At 36.3% G+C, this 1722-nt stretch carries 1 protein-coding gene and 1 pseudogene; both read right to left on the reverse strand.

Going from position 1 to position 1722, the window contains the following annotated elements; genetic code table 11:
- Positions 1-566: 566 nt before the first annotated feature.
- Positions 567-1172 carry a pentapeptide repeat-containing protein gene (locus RSX24_RS32155; RefSeq protein ID WP_343262904.1) on the reverse strand — a complete coding sequence of 202 codons (606 nt, stop codon included), beginning with the start codon at positions 1170-1172 and terminating at the stop codon, positions 567-569.
- A 14-nt stretch (positions 1173-1186) separates the two neighbouring features.
- A pseudogene (locus RSX24_RS32160) lies at positions 1187-1722 on the reverse strand (hypothetical protein); the annotation flags it as partial.

Below are 1722 nucleotides of genomic sequence, written 5' to 3' on the forward strand. Positions count from 1 at the left end.
TAGAGGGCAGATGGCTAGCCTTATACATTTCATGTCTGTTTTATGTTAACTGGTTGTCACCAGAGTTGCTTTCTTCACAGTAACAATCGCTGAATGGTTCAGTTAAGTTAAGTTAAGTTAGGGAGATATGAAAAAATTTCTTTTGATTCGCCCTGCTCTTAATAGCGACGGTATCTATCCTGAAAAATGCGAGTATATGCTACTTCATTTTCCCTATCGGGGTAACGCATTCTAAAGTTGCGAGTAAATTTAAAATATCTAAAAAATGAAGATAACAAAAAACAGGTCAATTACGTGGTATCTGACCATAATGAACCTGTTAGATGTAACGAAATAGTGTTAGGTTATAAAAGTTGATGTGCGTACAACCGAAATGAAGATATCTTGAAACGGTATTACATGGGTTAAATCTATTTGGAATCAGCCGCACGACTCATTCTGCACAAGGTGAGTCTATCAGACTATCAAAGCTAAAATCGCCGATTTCGTTATTACTAAGATTAATAGTAAGAGATTTGACTGTAACTTGTAAACAACTCTTAATATACATATAAGTAATGTAACCTTTACTTTCCTGCTTGTGTTTGTATCCATCTTCTAGCTTCTTCTTCACGTAGAATAACTGGAGTATCGGGAGTACCAATATTAATACTAGATATAATTGCTTCTTCTATTCCTCTTAAACCTGATAAATCAGCTCCATGTAAGAGAACATTTTTGAATGAAGCTACACTGATATCTGCATTTTTTAATATGGCATTTTGAAAATCGGTGTCATAAAACAGACAAGCTACCAAATTAGCATTTGTTAAATCAGTGGCATGGAAAATTGCTTCATAGCAATCTGCCTTGGCTAACTTTGTACTCCGCATATATGATTTCGAGAAATTTGTGTACGAAAGGTCTGCTTTATAAAAGTTTGCTCCATCTAAGTTGGCTGAGATAAACTCAGAAGAAGATAATACTGAATTATGAAAATCACTATTTTGTAAATTCATAGAGTTAAATAAACATTCCGTAAAATAGGCTTGATCTAATGAATAATTTCTTAAATCAATGCTCCTTAAATCAATTTCATCCAGCCCCAGCTTCTTCCCTTGTTCTCCGACAGTGTCCACCCATAATTGATGTTGCTGGAGCTGGGCAATAATTTTATTAGAATCACTATCCAAAATGACATGCCTCCTCACGTAGGATACCAAATAATACGATCAGCGATTCCATCTTCCTCAATCGCCTTTCTTAATTGTTGAATATGTTCAGGAACTAACTCTCTCGTATCAATTATGACACTGTTGCCTTTTTCAAACTCACCATAAATCTTATCCATTGCTCTTTTAACTGTAAACGCTCCTTTTTTAGGACTAGTATGACCATGAGGATAAGATTCAAAACTTTTAACGTCCCACTTTATTCCAGTAGTTATGTCAATAAGATCACTGCCTTTATCGGCTTGAGGATCACGAACAATACGTCCTAAAATACCCTGCTCTTCTAAATCAAGTCCTACTTCCCTTTCTTTTATTCCTTGTTCTTCGGTCCTACCGGCATGAGATGGGTCACGAGCTAAATCATCCAATTCTTCCTGTGTTCTTCCTCCGGTATATTTTCCATTCTTATCATAAAGATCAGGTTTATCAACCTTACCCGTCCCCTCATCCAACTTCTTCGCTAAATCATCCTTGCCTGCTTCCATTTCACTCCAAAAACGCTGCTGCTGGC

Origin of the sequence: Paenibacillus hubeiensis (genome assembly GCF_032334105.1) — a bacterium.
In the GTDB taxonomy this organism is placed as follows: Bacteria; Bacillota; Bacilli; order Paenibacillales; family Paenibacillaceae; genus Paenibacillus; species Paenibacillus hubeiensis.